The sequence below is a fragment of the Metamycoplasma neophronis genome (assembly GCF_006491995.1).
In the GTDB taxonomy this organism is placed as follows: Bacteria; Bacillota_I; Bacilli_A; order Mycoplasmatales; family Metamycoplasmataceae; genus Metamycoplasma; species Metamycoplasma neophronis.
On sequence record NZ_VHHP01000001.1, the window covers coordinates 39,205 to 58,485 of the forward strand.

Annotated in this window: 10 protein-coding genes and 1 riboswitch; all 10 genes read right to left on the reverse strand. The window is 29.7% G+C overall.

Annotated features, from left to right (window positions below; all coding sequences use genetic code 4):
• Nucleotides 1-112 precede the first annotated feature (112 nt).
• Nucleotides 113-1,060 (reverse strand): ABC transporter ATP-binding protein, encoded by a 948-nt coding sequence (locus FJR74_RS00180; protein WP_140914531.1) that lies wholly within the window; start codon nucleotides 1,058-1,060, stop codon nucleotides 113-115.
• On the reverse strand, nucleotides 1,060-9,447 hold the full coding sequence (locus FJR74_RS07010; RefSeq protein ID WP_140914532.1) for an ABC transporter permease: 8,388 nt from the start codon (nucleotides 9,445-9,447) through the stop codon (nucleotides 1,060-1,062). The genes FJR74_RS00180 and FJR74_RS07010 overlap by 1 nt, the downstream gene beginning before the upstream one ends.
• 211 nt (nucleotides 9,448-9,658) lie before the next feature.
• Nucleotides 9,659-10,372, reverse strand: coding sequence for a 16S rRNA (guanine(527)-N(7))-methyltransferase RsmG (rsmG, locus tag FJR74_RS00190; protein ID WP_306766855.1), 714 nt, complete (start codon nucleotides 10,370-10,372; stop codon nucleotides 9,659-9,661).
• Nucleotides 10,347-11,315, reverse strand: a complete 969-nt coding sequence (locus tag FJR74_RS00195) for a ribose-phosphate pyrophosphokinase (RefSeq protein ID WP_140914533.1) — start codon at nucleotides 11,313-11,315, stop codon at nucleotides 10,347-10,349. The genes rsmG and FJR74_RS00195 overlap by 26 nt, the downstream gene beginning before the upstream one ends.
• 195 nt (nucleotides 11,316-11,510) lie before the next feature.
• Nucleotides 11,511-14,330, reverse strand: a complete 2,820-nt coding sequence (gene mgtA, locus FJR74_RS07015) for a magnesium-translocating P-type ATPase (RefSeq protein WP_140914534.1) — start codon at nucleotides 14,328-14,330, stop codon at nucleotides 11,511-11,513.
• Between the two features lie 264 nt (nucleotides 14,331-14,594).
• Entirely contained in the window at nucleotides 14,595-15,407 is an 813-nt protein-coding gene (locus tag FJR74_RS07020) for a hypothetical protein (RefSeq protein ID WP_170178321.1), read from the reverse strand.
• A 206-nt stretch (nucleotides 15,408-15,613) separates the two neighbouring features.
• The gene (locus FJR74_RS07025; protein WP_140914536.1) at nucleotides 15,614-16,360 is read right to left on the reverse strand and encodes a phosphonate ABC transporter ATP-binding protein; all 747 of its coding nucleotides are present in this window, start codon (nucleotides 16,358-16,360) and stop codon (nucleotides 15,614-15,616) included.
• Between the two features lie 121 nt (nucleotides 16,361-16,481).
• Nucleotides 16,482-17,447, reverse strand: a complete 966-nt coding sequence (locus tag FJR74_RS07030; RefSeq protein WP_140914537.1) for a lactate/malate family dehydrogenase — start codon at nucleotides 17,445-17,447, stop codon at nucleotides 16,482-16,484.
• Entirely contained in the window at nucleotides 17,440-18,765 is a 1,326-nt protein-coding gene (locus FJR74_RS00220) for a phosphoglucose isomerase-related protein (protein ID WP_140914538.1), read from the reverse strand. The genes FJR74_RS07030 and FJR74_RS00220 overlap by 8 nt, the downstream gene beginning before the upstream one ends.
• On the reverse strand, nucleotides 18,755-19,090 hold the full coding sequence (locus FJR74_RS00225) for a S1 domain-containing protein (protein WP_140914539.1): 336 nt from the start codon (nucleotides 19,088-19,090) through the stop codon (nucleotides 18,755-18,757). The genes FJR74_RS00220 and FJR74_RS00225 overlap by 11 nt, the downstream gene beginning before the upstream one ends.
• Nucleotides 19,091-19,173: 83 nt before the next feature.
• Nucleotides 19,174-19,262, forward strand: a riboswitch (TPP riboswitch).
• The last annotated feature ends 19 nt before the right edge of the window (nucleotides 19,263-19,281 follow it).

Sequence of the window (19,281 nt, forward strand, 5' to 3'; positions counted from 1 at the left end):
TTTTTATTAAGAATAAAAGAATTATAATACGAAAATGAGGATCTTTGTCATAGTAAAAAATATTAAAAGCTAACCCCCGGAGGAGTTAGCTTTTATATTATTTTTTTTAAAATTAAACTTCCTGATTTTTAGATTTTTCAATCAATCATTCACGTTCTTGGTTTTTAATTTCCTTGATGTGACCAAGTTCTAAATAAATAACTTTGTCAGCCATTTTAGCAACGTCAGGGTCGTGTGATACAACAATGATTGTAGTGCCATAATCACGGTTGATTTGTTGAAGAATTTTCAAAACTGTTAAACCAGTTTTTTCATCCAAAGCACCGGTAGGTTCATCAGCTACTAAAATTTCAGAGTTTTTAGCAATTGCCCGTAAAATTGACACCCGTTGTTGTTGTCCACCCGACATTTGTGATGGATATTTATACATACACTCTTCTAAATCAAAGTCTTTAAATAGTTGTTTGATATTCAAATGTTTTGATTTATCCTTTTGTAAAAACGCTCCGGTTTCAACATTATCATAACTGTTTAAGTTTTGTAATAAGTTATAGTTTTGAAAAATGAATGATATATTATCACGTCTAAATAAAGTCTGTTTGCTGTCACTTAAGTAAGGCAAATTAACGTTATTAACGATAATTTCACCTGAGGTTGGTCGGTCTAATGCACTAATAATATTTAAAAGTGTTGATTTACCAGAACCTGATTTACCGTATAAAATAGCAATTTCGCCACGTTTAATTTGAAAAGTAACACCTTTTAAAACATCGGTTGCAACGTTACCTGATAAATAGGTCTTTTTAACATCAATAACTTCAACGACATTGTCATCTGTATTTTTCAGATTGAAATTTTTGTCTTTTTTTCTTGGCTTGTCATTGGCTTTTTTGAATTTCTTCAAAGTAGCATTGTCAAGTACCTTAATTGTCATCCCTTCGTCTTTTACTTCAAAAGGAGCTTTGTGTTTATTGATGTTAATAATATTAATATCTTGTAAGGTTTGTTCATCAACTGTTTTTTTATTATTCTTAGTTGATTTATTTTTATCTTTAGCCATTATTTTCCTTTCAAGGCATCAACTGCCTTAACTTTATTTAGACTCTTTCAAGTAGCAACCGAAGTTGCAATGAATACAGATAAACAAATTACTGTACTTAAAATAATCGTTGATATATGCAATACCAGTGGCAATACAATCTGACTCGTTACCATCATAAATGCATTAAATAGTGCAATGAATGATAAAGTAACTGGAATCATTAAAATACATGCAAGAATGATTGCGGGTACGAAATTAAAGAAGAATAAGAAGATCTTTTCATTATTAGTATAACCTAAAACTGAGAAGGTTGCAATTGCTCTTTGGTTAGAAGCGATCATGATGTTAGTAATAACAATCAAAATAACGATTGAAATAACTAATGAAATAATAATGAAAGCAACTAATATGGTGTTAATAGTTCCAGAGATACCCGAAATAAATCCGGCCTCAATGTCTTTACTATTAACATCAAACGAAGCACCATACATAATATTTTTACCATAAATTGATCCCGGTTGAGTTCCGTAGAATTTGGTTAAGACATTACGTGCTAAAGTTTTGTATTTTTCATTAGTATCATTTAATTTTACAATTTCATTAAATTGATCTTCATTAATGTTTAGCAGTTTGAATAATTGAGTTTTATATTCTAAATTAGCCTCAGGGTGAGCTTCATTATAAGCTTTAACGTTGTGTTCGTATACGGAGACATAATTTAAATCAGGGTTAGAAATAAAGATGCGTTTAAAGAATGTTCATACGCTTTGGTCATTAGCGGCAGCAACATCATATGAACTAGCCGCACCTCAGAATCCAGTTGACGAATAAGTTGTCAAGGTATCAATTGTTTGAACTGGGGTAACGTCGTTAGATAAAATACCATTGAATGCATCATATTTGCGGTCAAATTCTTTTCTATAGAATTCTGCTTTATCTGGATTTAAATATAATGCATTGTTTAATTCTCATTCACGAGCTTTTTTCAACCTCATTGATAAAGTATCATATCCTAAGATGTGATCTAAGATGTCTTTTCTTGTTGATATTTCAACGTTAATGAATGTTTCGGATATACCAATTACAACAAACTTGTAATTTGTCTTCGGAGCTTGTTGCATTAAGGCTTGATAGCTGAATCTATCAACATGGTTTAATAGAGTTCCATCAAATTCTGAACCAACGTCAAGTTTGTATTTTCTTGAAGCAACTTGGTTAATAACAACCGGAATAGCTTGATCCGAATCAAATTCATAATTATATTCACGCAATTTTTTAGTTAAATCAACGCCTTTTCTATTTTGCAATCTAATGAATCTACTGTTGTCATAGTAACCATAGATTTTATTTTCTTTGCCGTTGATTAATGTTTTAGCATAAGTGTATTTTTCGTTTGTAGTGTCATTTCAGTATACCCCGCCAAATGATACAAAGAAATCAATACCATTAATTTGACGATAAGCATTAACCAAAAAGTTACGATATTCTTGACGATAACTTGAAGTAGTTACTTTTTTAGGTCTTAGATATACTTCATTTACTGGGTCTCATTCAACAAATCTGAATTGTTCAGTAATTTTACCATCGCCGACTTGTTCTTCATTATAGTTTGGTTTAGTAAATAAGAAGTAACTTGTACGGTTTGACATATCTTCAGGCTTATTAGCTTCATAATCGGCCAAGAATTTCTTAATATCGCGAACCGCAAAAATGTCCATATAATTATTGAATGATGTGCTTGTAATGTTTCTAAAATCTTTGTGTTCTTTTAATTTTTCTCTATCTATTAGATATTGAGTATTTTGCATTTGCAATGATACACGTCTGAAAATTTGGGCAACCCTTGCTCTTTGGGTTTCAGGCATGTTCGCGTAAGTAATATCTCATGGACTTAATTCAACTGATAAATCCATTAAAATGTCAAGTGATGACTTAGTAATAACCGTTGGATTATATGGATGGTTAACAATATCAGTATTGAACGATCCACCCGGTCTTAAGAAGTTAGGGTTATCATAATCTAACTGGCTTCCGTTTGATGATGAATTGCCCGCTAGATCATTTGGAACATATAGCAACTCATTAATATTATTTTTATTATAAGTTACAAATGGTCCACCTTCTGTACTTGGACTTTCTAAATCTAATTTAAAACTATATAATCTATCGCTATAGGTTTTAGAAATAGCTTTATTGAATACGTTATTAGATGATAAGAAGAACATCGAAATTAAAGAAGTGGTTGAGAATGCTAAGAATAATGAAAACATCTTTCAGAAGTTATTCAATGCCATTGAGGCAATGAATCTCATTTTAACTGGCAGTCTTCTAAATAGAGCTGATACTTTTTGACCAACATTTCCGACCGAAACCTCAGTTAACCCGCTCATCAATTCAGTTGGTTTTCTTCTTACTGAAAGTTGTGTGATGATGTAAATTAAAATCGATACAAATATTAACGGAACAAATATCGTTGCCAACATTGCGAGTGCATTGAATGGAATAATATTATTTTCAAGCGTTCAGTATGAAGATAGGACGCGCATTGTAGGTTTTTGTAGGGCAAATCCTAAAATGTAACCCATAATTCCACCCACGGCCGCAGGAATTCATCCAAAGGCACAGAATGCTAAGGCAATCTCAGAAGTTTTGTATCCTTGCGCTCTTAAAATACCAACAACTTTGTTTCTTGCTTCGATATAACGTTTAATAATGAAGTAAACAATAAAACTTACTAAGACTGTTAATATGCTAATTAAATAAATTGTTGCATTTTTAATTGAAGAAACAATTGATCTAACAGTAATGATCCGAATGTATCTTTCAGGGTTAATACTATCTTGCTCATCTTTTAGATAAACTTTTCTAGTTGAACCAGGAGCCATCTCATTAACAATTACATTAAATTTAGCTTTTAACTCTTCAGGGCTTTTGTCGGGCAAGAATTTGCCTTTTTCATTTGTTGGAGCTTTGACCAACACATAAGTTTTAATTGCGAATGTTGGATAAGCTGAGTAAATTCTGTCAAATCCTTTTGAGTTAACAAATAAGATAGCTTGACTATTGGTATCTACTTGAATATTTTCTTCATTGACAACAGGATATAGATAGTCAGACGTACTATCAACACCAATAATTAAATATTCTTGAGTATTAACTTTCACTTTGTATTTATCATCTAATGAACTTATGAATAATTGCATTTCATATGGATTACTTAAATATTTTGAGATATCCCCTTTATAAACTTCTTTACTATTTGAATTTAAATAACCATAATTTACTTTTGCTAAATATGAACCAGCATCAGTATATGAAATCATATTATAAATAACTATTGGTTGAATAATTGAAGTTAGCGCTTCTTTAATAGTTTTTGTAATATTCATATTGAACAATACTAAATCAGTACCATCTGGCGCTTTAAGTTTTTGGTTGTATAAATAGTTAAAGTATGCAACATCAAGGTTAATCGCCGAATCGTTTCTTGATTCAATTAGTTTAACCGATGAGTTAAATGATTGAGTAATAGCAATAATTTTATTTTTTAATTCTCCAATATTTGCGCCTTGTAAATTACTGAAAATCTTTTTCACTACATATGATAAATTACCTTCATTTGGATTAGGCGACAATAAATAATATAGAAGAATTTGTGGGAAACTCATAAAAGTAAATGGGTTTAATAAGTTTCTAGGAACATTTATTAATGATAAAAGTTCAGGTAAATTTGCGGCTTCTAGTGCTTGTTTATAAATAATTCTAAATTCATAATCAGAAGTAATCAAAGGTTGTAATTGACTTGTTTGTTCAGTTAACATAAATGAACTGATAAATGCTTCTAATGATTGTAAATAGAATGTCGGCATTTGGTCAGCTGAAGCAATGTATCCAAAGTTATATGAAATTTCATTTGAATTTTTTAAGAACACATCTTTAATTTGACTAATAACATTATCCGGGATGTTTAATTTCTTTAAATTTTCAAACAATGCTTTAAATGTTTTGCTTTCATTAATTGCTTTAATTAATTCACTGTTAGCATCTGTTGTACGGGCATTAGCATAGGCAACTTTTAATAATGTGGCACGATAATTATCATCGCTTCCTAAAATTCCCATGCTTGGAATTGGATTAATAACAGCATCATAGTTTGCCATCATGTTTTTAATTTCAGGAGTATTTGCTGCTTTAAATAGTTCTAATAAAATTGCTCTGATTTGATCGTATGATAAGAATTTTTCATAATTATAATCAATGTATTTATCACCTGTATTAGGGTCGGTAAATGTCTTTTCATGGGCAATGGCTAAACTATTCAATTGATATGCTAACTTAATTCACAAGCTATACATAATCAATTGATTTTGAATAATGCCTTTTTGTCCTTGACCCAACATTCCACCAACAAAGTTTTTAGCAAGCACGCTGTGTAGTGTTTGTAAAATTTCTTTATCATTTTCGTGCAATGGATCATTTGGATTAATTAATGCAGAACGATATGCCAAATCACCGTATGTTGCAACTTCTTTATTTAATAGATTTTGATTTGAAAAATCGTATACGCCGTTTTCTGGCATGTAGTTTTTAATAAATAATTTCGAAATTAAATCACGATATTTAATAGTTATATCTTTTAATTTTTGTAAATCTGAAATATCGAAGTTTGTTGCTAAAACAGAATTCTTCAAGAATTTAAATTCGTTTTCAGTTAATTTTAATGCGCTACCGCTTTCTAACGATTTATTAATTTTAATGATAATTTTATTAATATCATCTAGGTTATATTGGTCAACTGGTAAATTAGTTGCGTTAGGCGCTTCTACATTTGCCACAGAAGTAGGGAAACCTAATAACATTAATGTTTGTAAATCAAGCATTGAAATCTTTTTATCATCACTTGCAGGAATAGCAATATTTAACTCTTTAACTACTTTATCAGTTTTACCTGATAGATTGAATATCTTAATAATAGCGTCTTGAATCTGCGCAATTTTTCCCACGTTAACTTCGTCATCATATGAAGAGTTAACTGAGGTTAGAAATGCAGTTAAATAATCTGAGCTAGTTAAAGATTCAGTGTTGTAATCATTATAAATTTTGTTGTTTGCCGTAACTGGATATTTGACGTGTTGAATTAGTTTGTCAAGTGATTGAGTAAAACGACTTAAATTAATATTACTAATTAACTCAAATAATCCGTTATTAATATTTGAATAAGGTGCCTCATTTTCTTTTGCCCCATTTAATTTAGTAAATAACTGCTTTACTTTTTCTTTATTTTCATTGCTTAAGCTTTGTCCGGCTAAATCATAAGCCATTATTCATCTTTGGTAGTAGCTAGATGGTGATTCAGGGTCTAAGAATGATTGTAAATCAACTTGTGCAATCAAGTTTTGCAATGCTTTTTTCACTTGATATTCGTCAACTGATTTTAATAAACTAATGATTAATCTTGCTTCAGAAAGAGTTCAATAAGTATCTTTTTGCGAAGTAAAAGGTTTGTATGGATGTTTATCATATCAGTCTTGAATAATTGCTGAAAACTTAACAAAGTCAATTGAGTTAATAATTTGTTTTAAAGAAGAAAATACGACTGATTTGTCTTTAATTAATTCAATTAAATCATAAATAGACAATCTAAGTTGTGGAATAACATAAATTCCGTTTAAATTAATTAATGAACTTAAATTAGTAATTTGTTTAACTAAATATTCGTCACGTTCCTGTTGTGTTGAGCCAGATTTTTCATATTGTACTTGTAAATAATCAATCGCTCCGCCTAGTAAGTTTTTGATGAATGTATTCGCATTCATATTTGCAAATTCTAGGTTTTGATTTTTACTGTGATTTATTGGTTCGTTTAAATATTTAATAACATCTAGAATAACTTTTTCTAAAATGAATTTGTTTGTTTTACCAACTGCTAATAGAGTATGGAAATCATTTGCTTCGACACTTTTTCCAATAGCATTAAATACACGATAGATATCATCTCTTTTAAACAGTTTTGAAAGATCGGAATCTAAAATAATAGTTCTTGCTCTCTCCATTAAACCTTTAATGGTTTTCTTTTGCACAATTTCACTTGTTAATTCATTAGAAATTGCTCCAAATGAAATTGGTAAACTAATTGAGTTTTGGAAAACCGGGTTAATTGCAGCTCAACCATTTGGACCAATTTCGCCTCTAACAGTATAATCTTGTTGAACCATGAATTTATATAGTTCATTTAAGCTTAAATAATCTTTTCCATCAACCACAACTTTATTTCAAACTTTTTTAGTTGTGTAATTAGGAATAGGTGAGTATTTTAAAACAATATATTTGTCAGGTTTTGGCATTGCTATTGCGCCAATAACTGTTGAACCTTTGATATTAGCAGGTTCATTCACCCCAGTAGTAATTACTAGAATTTTTCCATTAGTTGAATATGGAACTTGAGTTTTAGGGAAAAAGTCATAGTACTCTGTAAATCTAATATCAGGGTTGAAATAATTCATGTCAGGAGTATATTGTTTAAAAATTGCGCTAATAATTGGCAATGAATATATAGCAGGAATTTTTTCAATAATATTAGAATTTGGTTTAGGTTTTAGAATAAATTTTTCAACATTAGTGTTGCTAATTGAACCATTTAATATTGAAGGATTTAAAGTATCATTATATAGTTTGTCAACATTTTGGGTAATACCAAGTAGTTTATGCTCTTTGTCACCCATATTAACAAAATGGAAAACATTTTTCTTAGCGGTGTCTTCGTTAACCGTTTCAACAGTAAGACTTTGTCTAATTCCTAAATTCTCTTCGCCGACTTCTGAACGAATGTCATTAATGATTGATGTTTTAGCGAATTCTTCCGACCTTGAACGAATAAAGTTTTGATGTTCTTTTAACTGATTTAAATTTGATATATTTTTGAATTCGTCATCAGTAATTGGAGCATCTCCAAAACTATTAAATTCAACTTGTTTAATGTTATTTAGCGAGCGGCGGTCTAAATTACTTGCTGCTTCGGGAACCTTATTTGAAGGATTACCACCTGTTCATGGGTTTTTAAAAATCACAAGCGCATCATCTTTTTCGATTGGCAATGTTTGGTTTACGGTTTGTTTTGCTGTTTTACCAATTTTATAAGTTGTGCTTAAAGTTTTATTTCAATATGAGAAATATGAAATCTTTTTATAGTTTTCTGGATCGTTCAATTTAAATTGTTCAATGAATTTTAAATATGAACCTTTTCAGTTTGAATTTTCTTCTTCAGTTTTTTCATTTCAATTTAAAATGTAACGGTATCAATTATAGGTTGTTAAAGTTTGGGTGCTTCTTACTCAGTTTTCAGGAATTAAATAAGTTTTATTAGCTTCCAAAATTTGATATTGATTAATTTCTTTTTCTAATTTATGATTTTCTAAATAAGAATTTAAATTAAAGCTTAATTGGAATTTATCAGTTGGAGTAATCGTTTTATCATTACTTTGATATCCTGGTGCTATTTTAATATCAGATGAATTAATTGCATTGGTATCTAAAACATATTGGTTAGGATTATTCTCTTTTGTTTTGAATCCCATTAATTTTAGAACCTCAGGCCCTTGAATAATAACTAAATTATTTTCAGCATTTCATTTATCGAAATCTAATGTTGAAAATGAAGCCTCTAAAGTTTTTATATTAATAAATAATGGTGATGGGTTATATAAATAATCGACTTCAGTTTGAGCACCATTAAAACCACGTGGTGCAAATGAAATACTTGCTATATCTGAAATTGAAATTTCTTTATTAAATGTAATAGTTTGATTTTTATTAATTGAAACTAATTTAGTCAAAGGAATAAAATCGCTGCCTTGTTTTACATAAAGTTTAAATTCGCGGTTTTTGCCGCTAAAAGTAAAGTTACGAATTTTATTTACATCTGGATTTGGTTTAGCAATTTCAAAATCTACACTAGAAATCCCGTGGCTGCCTTCATAATAAAATCTCATGAAGTCCTCGGTGCTAATGTAGTATGAATCATTATCAATATCTCAGTTTCCAAATGTATTTTTTAACTTAATATAGTTTTGCTCATCCCCGGCTAAGTTTATTGAATAAGAGATGTCAGTACCATTCTTAGATGATTCAAATTTAACCGGTTCTTTTACTAAACTAACATTGTCTGAGCCAATTTGACTAAAACCAGAGTTTGGGGCAACTCCAGATGGGTTAACATCAAGGTCGACAGTTAGATCATGCAAACGAGAAACTTTATCATATGCATTAATCGTAGTCGAATAGCTAGTTTGAACGTCATTTAATAATGTAAATAAAAATGTTGTTAAGAATATTAAAATAGTCAAACAAATTAAAGTAACTTTATTCTTAGAGAGTGATTTAAAAACCTCTTTAAACAGTCTTCGCATTGTTACTCCTTTTTAAAAAAATAAAAATTTTCTGTTTTATTTATAAATAAATAACACTTTGCATATAAATAAGGTAAATTATATACTTTTAGAATTTAATATTCAAAAAAACCGACTTTAAGTGTCATTTTAATCATTTTTTTCATTTTTTTTACATGATTTTATTCTTAAATTGCTTATTAAATTGAAAAAAGCAAGGCATTTAGCCTCGCTATTTCAGGTTATTTTTAATAATTTGAGCTCATTTTCTGGGAATATCTTCCGGTGTTTTTTGAATCTTTTGATAGTAAACTAAAACGTTTTCTATTGAAAAAAATGAACCTAATTTCAATGTCTTAAATTTAAGATTTAATTTGTTTTTTATTCATGAAGCATTTGCTATTTCAGCCTCATAATTATGTGATTTTAAAAAGCAAAAAGTACCATTTATTTTAGCTAATTTATGAGTAATTTCAGCTAAGTTTTTTAGCTCGCTAACCGCCCTGGCGCTGATAAAATCAAAGTATTGAATTTCATTTGATTCCTCGGCTCTAATTTTTTTAACAGCGATATTTTTTAAACCTAATTTTTCAATAACTAGATTCAAAAATGTCACTCTTTTTTGTTGCGGTTCATAAATGGTTAAAGTGAAACTTGGGTTGTAAATGAAAAATGGTAGAATTGGAAATCCGGCTCCGCTACCTATGTCCAATACTTGTTTATTTTCTAAATTCAAAACTTCTTTTTCAATAGCCTTAAAAATTAAAATAGATTCAATCAAGCCTTCTTTAATTAGTTTTTCATTATAAAAACCAGTTAGATTATATTTCTGATTTTCTTGCTCAATTAATGCATAATATTCATAAAGTTTTTGCAGTGTTTCTTCTGATGCATCACCCAAATACTCACTGAATAAGTTTTTAGTTTCCTTGGCTGTAAGCATCATAAATTTCGGTAATCGAAGTGTTTTTAATATTAGCTTGAATTACCATTCCTAAAAATTGGGCCATTGATAATTCTTTTAATTTTGAATAATGTGATAATTCACTGTGATCAATTGAATTGGTAATAATAACTTCGTCAATGATTGGGTTATTTTCAAACATGTCAAAACCTTTTGAAAATAGCCCGTGAGTAGCAGCAATAATAACTTTGATTGCTCCTTGAGCTTTTAAAGCTTCCGCCGCATGGATAATTGTTCCACCGGTATCAATGATGTCATCATATATAACAACATTTTTACCTTTTACATTTCCTAAAACGCCCATGATTTCTGAAACATTAGGTGCAGTTCTACGTTTGTCAATAATAGCAATTTGTTCGCCAGTATTTAATAATTCTGAAAGTTGTCTTGCCCTAACAGCTCCACCGTGGTCTGGTGAAACTATAACAAAATTTTCTTTACGATTTCTTAATTCGCTTGAAAAAATAAATTGCCCTCTTAAATCATCAACTGGGATTTCAAAGAACCCTTGAATTGATGGGTTGTGTAAATCAATAGTGATGACTTTGTTAGCACCTGATGCTTCTAATAAGTCTGCTACTAATTTAGCTGTAATAGGTTGACGTCCGCTTGCTTTTCTATCTTGACGTGCATATCCGTAATATGTCATTACACAAATGATTCTTTTGGCGCTAGCACGCTTTAGAGAATCGATAAAAATTAATAGGCCCATTAAATTGTCATTAACAGGTTTTGAGGTATTGCAAATGATAAAAACAGTTTTGTTTCTAACAGTTGTATCTGAATATAAAAGTTGTTCTCCATCGGCAAAGGTGATTTTTTGCACTGGCAATACTTCGCGACCTAAGTATTCACCGATTTCATTAGCTAATTTTTTAGAATTTTCCATTCCAAAAATAACTACATTGTCGTCTTTTTTATTCATTTTTTTCCTTTCATGTTTTTTCATATATAAATTTTCGTGTTCACACGATTTGCTTTTTTTAACTTATAAATAAAAGTATATTATTTTTTTGCACTTTTTATTTGCTTTATGGTAACAATATCGATAAAAAACATTGTAATTGGCTTTTTATTTTAAAAAAGGCAAGATAAAAGAGGCCGCAGCCTCTTTTTTGTATTAAAGTATTTCGCGATGTAAGCGTCTGTATATTGCCTTTGTGATTTCAACTAGAGTGATGTATGATCCCATAAATAGCGCCAATCAAGCATAGAATATTGCAGGCAATGGTTCTAATTGCAACCAAGTATTAATTGGTTTGATATATGGAATAGCTGTCACAATACCGACACCTAATAAGGTCATGATAAACACTGGTGTCGAAGCATTAGATTTAATAAATGGAATTTTATTTGTTCTCAAGAAGTGGATAACAAATGTTTGTGTTCACATTGATGTTACTAGTCAACCAGTTCAGAACATTTTTTTGAACATTGCTTGTTTTACTGGGTCAGTGATTGTATTGAATGTTCCCATCACACTTCCATCAGTAAAATTCATTTTTGGAATACATACATAATATAGTACTAAAAATGTCATAATGTCAACAATCGAACTTGTAGGTCCAAATCACAACATGAACTTCCAAATTGATTTATGTTCTCATTTTCGCGGCTTTTGAATAAACTCTTTATCAACATTATCTCAAGGTAATGTTCCACACGAGAAATCATAAATTAAGTTTAAGAAAATAATTTGTACAGGGGCCATTGGAATAAATGGCAAGATAAATGAAGCCATCAGAACGCTTAATACGTTACCAAAGTTCGATGATACAGTCATTTTAACGTATTTATTAATGTTAGCATGTGTCTTTCTACCTTCAACAATACCAGTAGCCAAAACATTTAAATCTTTTTCTAATAAAATAATATTAGCAGATTCTTTTGCAATATCAACTGCGGTGTCGACTGAAATTGAAACGTCAGCAACTTTCATTGCAGGGGCATCATTAATTCCATCCCCCATGTATCCAACTACGTGACCATTTTTACGTAAGGCGCTAATAATACGGGCCTTTTGATCAGGACTTAGTTTTGCAAATATTTGAGTTTTTTCAACCTCAATTTCTAATTCTTGGTCAGTCATTTCCATAATGTCTTTACCAATTAGAATTCTGTCATATGGAATTCCCACTTTGGCGCAAACAGCTTTAGTAACTAAAGGATTATCTCCGGTTAAGATTTTTACTTCAACACCTAAATTATGAAGTTTTCTAATTGCATCTTCCGCTGAATCTTTTGGAGGGTCTAAGAAAGTTAAATAACCAATTAATGTCATGTTACTTTCATCCGCTACTGAAATTTTTCCAACAGCATCGATGTCAGATTTCTTAGAAGCGATAGCGATTACCCGCATTCCTTCTTCTCCGAATTCTTCAACACGGTTTAATACTTTACGAATAATTTTTTTATCTAGTGGTACAACTTTGCCATCTAAATAGATTTTTGAACAAACGTTAATAATTTCTTCAACGGCTCCCTTGGTAATCAAAGTAACCTTTTCGTTTTTAAGTGATTTAACAAGTACTGACATTCTCTTTCTTTGGAAATCGAATGGCACTTCATCAATTTTTTCATAGTATAGTTCAAGATTGTCTAATGATTTTTCTTCATCGGCTAAATCTAGGGTTTTTTTAATGATTGATTTATCAAGTAAATTTTTAAGACCAGTTTGGTAATATGAATTCAAGAACGCATATTTTAGAACATGAGCATCTTCTTTTCCATTTACGTCTAAGTGACGTTCTAAAATAACTTCATCTTGGGTTAATGTCCCAGTTTTATCGGTACATAAAATATCCATAGCCCCGAAGTTTTGAATAGAGTTCAAACTTTTAACAATGGTTTTTGCTTTACCCATCGCGATTGCACCTTTTGATAAACAGGCAGTAACAATCATAGGAAGCATTTCTGGAGTCAATCCAACGGCAATAGAAATACCGAATAATAAAGCATTAATTCAACGACGACTCACAGTTTCATCTGTCTTAGTTAAACCAATAATTAAGAAAACGATTGGAATGATAACTGCCATAATAATAGTTAACATTACTGAAATCTTTTTAATGCCTTTTTCAAAGCTGGTTTGAACTTGTTTTTCACCAACTTTAGAAGCAACTTGTCCAATATAAGTATCGTTGCCTGTTACAATCACAATAGCACGAGCTGAACCTGAAATGATATTTGAGCCCATAAAAGCTAAGTTAGGGCGGTCAGTAATATTGTCATATTTTTTATTTTCATCTATAACAGCATATTTTTCGATTGGTTCACTTTCGCCAGTTAATGATGACTGAGAAACGAACAAGTCTTTTGCTTGTAATATTCTAACATCACCGGGAATAATATCTCCTGCCGCAAAGTGAACAATATCACCTACGACAATTTCATCCATTGGAATTTCTTTTAGTATTCCATTCCGTTCAACTAAACAAGTAGTTTCGATAATTTCAATTAATTTATTGGCTGATGAAGCACTTTTTTGCTCCTGTATAAAGTGAACTATGCTGCTTGCAAAAACCATAACCAAAATGATTATCATTGTAATGTAATTAGGCTTGTTATTCGGGTCTTTTTCAACAATAGGAATAATAACGTCGACTACTAATGAAACCATTGCTAAAACAAATAATATGATATTAAACAAATTGAAAAATGATCTGAATAATCTTTTTCAAACGTTATCAGCACCTTTTTTGGTGATTTTGTTCACACCATATTCGCTACGGTTTTCGTGAATAATATCTTCATCTAAAATGCCGTTAACTGAAGTATTGTATTTAGCAAATAATTGTTCCCCGGTTGATTCCGAAGCATCAACTAAACGCTCGCGAATTAGCTTGTGTTCTCTTTCGAGCTTTAGAGCCTTAGCTGTTTTTTTGGTCGCCACATTATTTTTAACAGCATTGTTATCTGTATTATTAATTGCTTTTTTCATATTTCCTCCTTCTTTTGATATTAAGGAGAGCAGAAATAACTAAAATAAATAAGTTCTAGGCAACTTATTTTTAAAAAAGTTATATCGCTCACTGCTAGGTATATCCATAGAACCTATCCTTTCCTTTAGTTTCTAGATTAATTTTATACTAATATTGTGTTTTTTCTAATAGAAAAATTAAAAAAGATACTTAATTTGTACCTTTTTTAGAATTTGTTTTTTTTATGAAATAATTTACACTCATTTATTTTTCCAAATTCAAATTTAGTGAAAAAATTGATTCGAAATAAGTTTCGCGTTCTTCTTTAGAAGGATAAGTTTTTTTATTGAAAAACATAAGCGATGTTCGCTATCTCTTTCTCTGGTGCGAGCAATTATTAGTCATTCAAAATTAAATCGGTAAGCATATAATTTTGTTTCCCCATTAATATTGACAGGGTAATTTTGTTCACCATATCATGAAATTTTCCTCATGCTTCTGAACCTATAATCTAGATCTCGATTATTTTCTTTTGGATAATAAGGGCTTGGTTTGCTGAATTCTCAATTAGGATGAGGTATTTTTGTATCTGTACGCAAAACAACGAATTTTGTTTTTTTATCCTTAAATGGTTGGTAAAAAAATTCGTCAACAGTTTTATTCATTTTTTTAGTCATCTTATCCAACATATCATTTGGCAAATAGAAAAATATTACTTTATTAACTAAAGGATCGTATAAATCTTTTTCTAATAAGTTAATGTTTTGCTCATTTTCACTACTATCTGACACAATAGAAAGATTCAACGCACACATTGTATAATTTTCTCTTTGATTGCTTAGCACAAATTTTTTTAGTTGTTCTAATCTGTTATCAGTTGAATCAAAAACCAGCTGAGTCATTGGATTTTTTCCTAAAGATTCAGTTACTCATTTACCTGTATTATTTTGATGTTCATACTCAAGCTTTTTATACAAAGTTGGTTCATTATATAGCTTGTCTTCTCTTTTTCATGCTGATACATCATAACCAACAAACCCATCATCTCGGTTTAACAATACACCGCAAACAGTTCCTATTGTCACAACTGCAGCCAAAGATAGGCCTAGTGACAAACCTAAAATTAAACGTTTTTTATTCATAACCCTTATTCCTTTTTTTAATATTTTTTTCTATATTCTATACCTAAAAAAAATAAAAATTTGCTCTATATACCTTTAAACGTTCAATTTGTTATTTTTTTTCCATTTTAGGTTATTTTTTTGCGTTTTATATAAAAAACATGCGCCGCAGCACATGTTGATTAATCATTTTGATAGATTTGTTTTAGTTCGTATTCAGTTAAATTGGATGTTGATCCTGATTTTTCTATTTTTCCGTTTTTTATGTATACAAATTTTTTGAAAAATTTCTTAACTAAAGTTAAATCATGAATATTCACTAAAACTGTTACATGCATATTTTCATTGATATTTTTTAAGATACTCATAACTTCTTCAGAATTTACAATATCTAAATTAGATGTTGGTTCATCTGCTAAAATAAGTGACACATTTTGCAACAGTAATTTTGCAATTTCAATTCTTTGTTTTTGACCCCCGCTTAATTCTGAAACCAAGGTAAAAGATTTATCAAATATACCTAAACGTTCTAATGTTTTATAAATTTCTTCTTTTTGTTTTTTTGTTAAAATGTGTAATCAGCTATATAAAAAATTTTTATATTTTGTATAAAAATGTAAGATGTTATCATACACGTTTAAATCATCAATTAAATTGGGCATTTGACTTAAAAAGCCAATTTTTCTTAGCTGTTTTTTTCATTCATTTTTTTTCATTGATAATACAGATTTATCATTAAAAATTAACTCTCCAGCTACAATATTTAATTGATTTAATAATGCATTGAATATTGTTGATTTTCCAGCCCCTGATTTACCGATAATTGCCACCATTTCTCCTTTTGCGATAGTCAAATTCAAATTATCCAAAACGATGTCATTGTTTTTCTTATAAGAAGCTGTGTAATTTTTAAACTCAATTTTTGTCATATAAAAATTATAAGAGAAATTAATTAAAAACTAAGCCAATCTTTTATGGTCTTTGTGACATTTTTTTAGTAATTTAAAAACAAAAACGCAGAAAAGCATCTGCGTTAATTTGTTTTCATAACTAAAATTTTGCTTCGATACCCATATTGGCTAAAACATCGATAACAGTTTGTTTCATTTCGCCTGAGTAATTATCAAACAATTCTTGTTCTTTTTCGTCTAGTCTAACTTTAGGTAAATGACGATATCCATTACGTCCCAAAATTACTGGTAATCCGAAGTAAACTCCGTAATTTTTATATTCTTTTGGTAATTGAACACCTAGAGAATAAATTGCTTGTCTATCGCCAATAATAGCTTGAGTAATTTCAGCTAAATTTTCACCAATACCAAAGTTAGTAATACCTTTACCTGAAATAATTTCAAAAGCTTCATTTTTAACTTTTTCATTCAAATTCTCAAGTCATTCTTGGTCAATAGTTCCGTTTGCTAATCAGTCTTTTAATGAACCTAGACCAATTCTAATTTTTGAGAATGGAATTAAACAACGTGCTCCATGTTCACCAATAACAAAGCCGGTGATTGAGTAAGCTTTAATATTAATTTTTTCAGAAATAAATTTTTTCATTCTAGCTGTTTCTAGAATTGTTCCTGAAGAAATAACTTTGCATGCTTCAAATTGTGTTACTTGTTGATAAATTGAAGCCATAATGTCTACTGGGTTTGACGCAATGATTGTTAAGCCTTTAAAACCCGATTCTTTAACTTTTTTTCCAATTTCAGCAATTAGCTTAGCATTGTCAGTTAATAATTCTAAACGGTCTTTTAAAACACCTTCTTTAGGTTTGGTTGATGCAGTGATAACAATGATATCAGCGTCTGATAAATCTTTGTAATCACCTGTTATGAATGTTGATCCGCATCCGTTCATCGAACATGATGCGTCGTTTAAATCTTTAGCTTGGGCTTTTGCATAATCAACAAAAGCGTCAACTAAAATATAATCTGCTTCTATATGTTTATTTAATGATGCGTATAGATATGCACTACCTACAGCACCAACTCCGATAATTCCGATTTTAGTCATTTTTTGATCCTCCGGTTAATTCGGTTATATTTTTCATCAATTCAATAGAGTATGAGCGAGTACCCACATTATCAAATGGATTAATATTTTGTAAATATGCGCACATTACAGCGGCACGCTGAATGAAAACAACAATTCAACCCAATGTGGTTTCTTCATAGTTTTCAATAATTATTTTCAGATTAGGAATCTTATAGTTTATTACGTGATTTTCTGTTATTGTGCGATTAATAGTTTTTCCTATTGTATTATAAGTCAATTTTGATAAATAGTTATAATAATCATCGTCATTATCTTGCGATAAAGATATGGAATAATCAAATTTTGGATTATCACAAATTATTGAAGTTTCAAAACATTTGAAAGGTGCGTTAATTAAACTTTCAGAATAAGTGCATAAGTCGGCACTTTGGCGATTCGTCGAAACTAAAATACCGTGTGTTTTTCTTAAACAAGCTTCAGTTAAATACATTCTGAATAATGATGCTAATTTGTTTTCTGCATTTGAATAATAATTAATATTTTCGATTTTAAAATTATTTTTTTCTAATATAAATCTTGACAATGCATATATATAAGCCGAATTATCTTTTAGCGGCGCGTTTTTATAATATTCATTGGCTTCTGCTGCTCCATTAACATAAGCTTCAATATCTATACCAGCACATGCCAAAGGAACTAAAATTGCTGGTGAAAAACTAAAAAATTTTTCTGTAGAGTTATCTAATAAAACAAAGTGCTTATATTTGTTTAATTGAACTTCTTTAAATAACTTGCCATAATTATTGTTAGTGGTTACGTAAATATAATTAGAAGCATTAACAATTCCGACCGCTTTTTGTAAGAGTAATTTTAACTCTCTAAAAATTAATAAAGTTTCAATAGTTTCACCAGTTTGACTTATTACATTAATCGCAAAATTTTTTGATTCTAAATATCTAATTAATTGAGCAATGTCACGTCCGTTAATAGTTTCATCAACGAATATAACGTTTAAATTCTTGTTATTATTTTCTGGATATTTACCTCTAACTAAGTCAATTAAGGCTTGCGATTGTAAACAAATGTGTTGTGAAGCAATAATTACTAGTGTATCAATGTTTTCTGATAATAATAATTTAGGTAAATTTTTGATTTCTTCAAAGTTTTCTTTCTGATAATTTTTTCTAACTGCAAAAGAACCTAAAAATTGGTGCCCAACTACGTCGTTATTTTCAATTTCCTTATTTATTTTATTAACCAATGATTCATATTTGTTTAACGCTTCTTGTTTGATCGCAAAATTAGTATCAATTAAGATTCGGTTTTTATTTGCCATAATTTATTCCTTTATTTGTGAAGTCAAGCAGAGCTTCAAAATTAGTGTCTTCTTTATCAAGTCTAAATTCAAATGGGTTTCGTAATTCTTTAGGATGAATTCTTTTAAATGACACCACAAAATCTCCATTTGGCATAATCTCTATAATTTGAACTTCTTTAATATCGTCAATTTTAAAATTTAGACTTAAGTTGCTAATGTAATAGTCACTTACTTCGCCAATATTTAAAAAACATTTTTTATTATCACGAGTAATTAAATTTACTGTATTTTTCCAAACTTTTATTACTTTTGCTTTAATAATTTTTCCTACTGTATATTCCATATTTACCTCAATAATATTATTTTTTAAGCCACACTAAACCAATATTAATTATATAAAATTATTCAATTTTAGTATAATAGTTACATAAAGAACAGGGGTGCCAAATGGCTGAGATATACCCTCATTAACTGATCCAGTTAATACTGGCGTAGTGAGTTTCTCATTTTTTTGCATCCTCTAATAGGAGGATT